This is a genomic window from Streptomyces sp. NPDC127106 (assembly GCF_042677605.1).
In the GTDB taxonomy this organism is placed as follows: domain Bacteria; phylum Actinomycetota; class Actinomycetes; order Streptomycetales; family Streptomycetaceae; genus Streptomyces.
Genome location: NZ_JBHXTC010000017.1, coordinates 101,346 through 104,913, shown reverse-complemented (window position 1 = coordinate 104,913; position 3,568 = coordinate 101,346). Strand labels below are relative to the sequence as shown.

Genomic DNA, 3,568 nt, shown 5'->3' with positions numbered 1-3,568 from the left:
TCTCGATCTTGCACACCCCCGCGGTCGTCGCGGGGCTGGACTGGGTCGACGCCCCCCCCCAGTCGCCCCCGTGCGTGTCCACCGGCGCCCCCGCGGGGGGGGGGGGGGCCCCCCGCCCCGCCCGCCCCGCCGCCGGCCACTGGCTCTACCTCGACCGGTTGCCCGCCTTCGGCGCGCAGCCCACCGGCGAGCGCGTGGTCTTCGACGGCAAGTACGTCACTGCCGCCGGGGTGTCCTCCGGCATCGACATGGGGCTGACCCTGCTCGGCCGCATCGCCGGCGACGAGTTCGCCCAGACCGTTCAGCTGATGATCGAGTACGACCCCCAGCCGCCGTACGACGCCGGTTCCCCGGACAAGGCCCCGGCCGACCTGGTCGCCCGGCTGCGCGCGTTCAACCCGCTCATGCAGTCCAGCTGAACTTCGGCGCACGGCGCTCCAGGAAGGCGGCGACCCCCTCCGCGGGGTCGCCGCTGTCCGCCTGCTGCCGGGCCCAGTACCCGTCCCGGTCCGTGCGCCCGTCGGCGAACTCCTTGGCCGCGGCCTGCGTCAGCGCGGACCGGCCCGTCAGGACGCGGGCGAACTCCGAGACCCGCTCGTCGAGCCGGCCGGCGGGCAGCAGCTCGTTGAGGAAGCCCGCGCGCAGCGCGTGCTCGGCGTCGATCAACTCTGCGGAGAAGAGCAGGTACTTGGCGGTGGCCGGCCCGACCAGCCCGGCGAGCCGCCGGGTGGAGGAGGCCGGGTAGACGAGGCCCAGCCGCGCCGGGGTCACCCCGAACGAGGCCCCCTCCTCCGCGAAACGCAGGTCGCAGGCGGCGGCGAGCTGGCTGCCCCCGCCGACGCAGAACCCGCGGATCGCGGCGACCGTCGGCTTGGGGAAGGCGGCCAGGGCCTCCTCGGCGGCGACGGACAGCGCCTGCGGGTCCTCGTCGCCGGTGAGGGAGGAGATGTCGGCGCCGGCGCAGAAGGTCGGCCCGGCCCCGGTCAGGACGAGCACCCGGACCTCCGGGTCGGCGGCGAGTCCCGCGAGCAGCTCGGGCAGCGCCCGCCACATCGCCGCGGTCATGGCGTTGCGCTTGGCGGGGTGCGAGATCACGACCGTGGCGATCCCGTCGGCGACGGTGTGCAGCAGTGCTGCTTCCTCGGCTGCCTGCTGGGCTGCTTCCTGGGCTGCGTCCATGCGCCGGATGCTATCCCGGGCCGCCGATCCTATGATCAAGAGAGTCCGTACGGGGGGCTGTGGAAAGGCGACCCCATGGGCGCAGACCGGGCACACCGATCAGCCGGATCAGCACGCGGGGACCGGGCGGACCGCGCGGACCGGGTCGGGAGCGAGGACGCCCGGCGGCTGAACCGCGGCTTCGGCTGGCTGGCCGTGCTCGGGGTGGTCCTGGTCCTGGCCGGTCTACTCGGCCTCGTGTACGCCAATGTGGCGGCCCTCACCTCGATGTTCCTGTTCGGCTGGCTGCTGCTGGTCGGCGGGGCGGTGGGGCTGCTCCATGCCGTCCAGTCCCGCACGAGCAACTCCTTCTGGCTCGCGGTCATCGTCGCCGCGATCAACATCGCCGCCGGCTTCGTGGTCCTGCGCCGCCCCGAGGCGAGCGCCGAGGCGCTGACCATGTTCGCCGCGCTGCTGTTCCTCACCGCCGGGGTGTTCCGGCTGGTCGGGGCGCTGGTGGTGCGCGGTACGCAGTTCGGGCTGATGCTCGTGCAGGGCGCGTTCGGGATCCTGCTGGGCCTGCTGGTGCTGGCGAACTGGCCCGGCAACAGCCTCTACGTGATCGGAACCTTCTTTTCCGTCGCCCTGTTGTTCGACGGGCTGAGCCTGCTGGCGCTGGGCCTGGGCGGCCGCCGCATCCTGGGCGTGGTCAGGGAAGACGAGGGGGTCGGGGTCGGGGCCGCCGCGGGCGGGACGGCGGGTGCGGCCGGAATGCGTCCCACGAAAGATCAGGAACAGTCGAACGAATGACGTCGGCATACGTTCACGGTCAAAAAGTGTCCGATAAGCGCTGACTTGTTGTCAGCGGTCCGGTCCGGACCAGCCGGGTCCCCACCCTGGACGCGTGGAGACGATCGAGCGTGAAGGACGGGGCCGGACAATGGATCTCAGCGGGAGCGTCCCGCCGGCCAAGGTGGGTGAGCCGGAGCCCCCGGCCGGCCCACTCGCGTACGAAGGTGTGTGGCGGTTCACCGTACCCGCTGTTGAAGAATCCGTTCCGCAGGCCCGGCGGGCCGTCCGCGACCTGCTGGGCCGCCAGGGAGTTCCCGCGGACCGGGATCTGGTGTACACCCTGCTGCTGATCGTCTCCGAGCTGGTGACGAACTCGGTCCGGCACGCGGCTCTGCTCTCGCCGGAGGTCGCGGTCGAGGTCGCGATCGGCCGGGCCTGGGTGCGGGTGGCCGTCGAGGACAACCACCCGTACCGGCCCAAGGCGCTGGAAGCCGATTTCGGCCAGACCGGCGGTCGGGGCCTGCTCCTGGTGCGCGAGACCACCCGGGAGGCCGGCGGGATCTGCGATGTCGAGCACACCTCGACCGGCGGCAAGGTCATCTGGGCGGCCCTGCCGATCACCGCCCCGGCGGCCGGCCCCGACCGGGACTTCCCGCACCCGGCGCGCTGACCGGCGTACCGGTCAGCGAAGCCTGCGTAACGGACCGGAACACCGACGTACCGGCACACTGGCGTACCGGCGTACCGGCGTACCGGCGTACCGGCGTACCGGCGTACCGGCGTACCGGCGCACTGGCGGGCGTGCGGCCTTACCAGCCCGCCGCGTCGCCCGTCAGCTCGCGGATCGCGGGCCGGGCCGCGTCCAGCACGGTCATGAACCACGCCGAGAACGGCACTTCCGCGTGCCGCTTGGCCAGCTCCTCGGGCGTGACGAAGGCGGTGTCGGCCACCTCGTGCGGATCCGGCCGCACCGCGGCCTGCGCGAGTCCCACGAACAGGTGGTTGTACTCCTGCTCCACCAGGCCCGACGCGGGGTCCGGGTGGTTGTAGCGCACCGTCCCCGCCTCCGCGAGCAGCGAGGGCGACAGGCCCAGCTCCTCGTGGGTCCGCCGGGCCGCCGCCGCGAACGGCGACTCGCCGGGGTAGGGGTGACCGCAGCACGTGTTCGACCAGACACCGGGGGAGTGGTACTTCCCGAGGGCCCGCTGCTGGAGCAGCAGGCGGCCCTGCTCGTCGAAGAGGAACACGGAGAAGGCCCGGTGCAGCAGACCGGGCGCCTGGTGGGCGGAGAGCTTCTCCGCCGTGCCGATGGTGTTGCCGGACTCGTCGACCAGTTCGAGCATGATCGGTTCTTGAGTGCCGGTGCCGTGGGGCGCGCTGTTCGCGGCGGTGGCTGGTGTGGTCGGCATACCCATCCTTCGCTTCGGACTCTGGCCCTCAGTCTGCCGTACAAGGGAGTCTTGTCCCCACTTCGGCGATCCGCGCATGTCTGCCCCTCGACGCGTGATAAGCGCCGGGCGGCGATGGTGCGCGGGGGGGGGGCCCCCGGGCCACCAGCGGGAACACAACTGTAGCTTTTAAAAAAAAACGAGCCCCCCAAAACAGGCATCAAGGGGGT

General features: G+C 72.3%; 4 protein-coding genes and 1 pseudogene. 3 read left to right on the top strand and 2 right to left on the bottom strand.

Annotated features, from left to right (window positions below):
• Positions 1 to 419, top strand: a pseudogene (locus ACFVGY_RS17210) (DJ-1/PfpI family protein); the annotation flags it as partial.
• On the opposite strand, the gene ACFVGY_RS17205 reads toward ACFVGY_RS17210, so the two are convergent.
• Positions 403 to 1,179 carry an enoyl-CoA hydratase/isomerase family protein gene (locus tag ACFVGY_RS17205; RefSeq protein ID WP_385677520.1) on the bottom strand — a complete coding sequence of 259 codons (777 nt, stop codon included), beginning with the start codon at positions 1,177 to 1,179 and terminating at the stop codon, positions 403 to 405. The pseudogene ACFVGY_RS17210 and the gene ACFVGY_RS17205 sit on opposite strands and share 17 nt — an antisense overlap.
• A 75-nt stretch (positions 1,180 to 1,254) precedes the next feature.
• Between ACFVGY_RS17205 and ACFVGY_RS17200 the strand changes: the two genes are divergently transcribed.
• Positions 1,255 to 1,968 carry an HdeD family acid-resistance protein gene (locus tag ACFVGY_RS17200; protein WP_385677517.1) on the top strand — a complete coding sequence of 238 codons (714 nt, stop codon included), beginning with the start codon at positions 1,255 to 1,257 and terminating at the stop codon, positions 1,966 to 1,968.
• A gap of 130 nt (positions 1,969 to 2,098) precedes the next feature.
• Positions 2,099 to 2,620, top strand: a complete 522-nt coding sequence (locus ACFVGY_RS17195; RefSeq protein WP_385677515.1) for an ATP-binding protein — start codon at positions 2,099 to 2,101, stop codon at positions 2,618 to 2,620.
• Positions 2,621 to 2,759: 139 nt separating this feature from the next.
• On the opposite strand, the gene idi is transcribed toward ACFVGY_RS17195, so the two are convergent.
• A complete protein-coding gene (gene idi / locus ACFVGY_RS17190; RefSeq protein ID WP_385677512.1) occupies positions 2,760 to 3,359 on the bottom strand; it encodes an isopentenyl-diphosphate Delta-isomerase in 600 nt (199 codons plus the stop codon).
• Between the last annotated feature and the right edge of the window lie 209 nt (positions 3,360 to 3,568).

Coding starts and splice junctions, on each gene's coding strand:
- ACFVGY_RS17195 (WP_385677515.1), top strand. CDS start 2,099: ATGGATCTCAGCGGGAGCGTCCCGCCGGCCAAGGTGGGTGAGCCGGAG.
- ACFVGY_RS17205 (WP_385677520.1), bottom strand. CDS start 1,179: ATGGACGCAGCCCAGGAAGCAGCCCAGCAGGCAGCCGAGGAAGCAGCA.
- ACFVGY_RS17200 (WP_385677517.1), top strand. CDS start 1,255: ATGGGCGCAGACCGGGCACACCGATCAGCCGGATCAGCACGCGGGGAC.
- idi (WP_385677512.1), bottom strand. CDS start 3,359: ATGCCGACCACACCAGCCACCGCCGCGAACAGCGCGCCCCACGGCACC.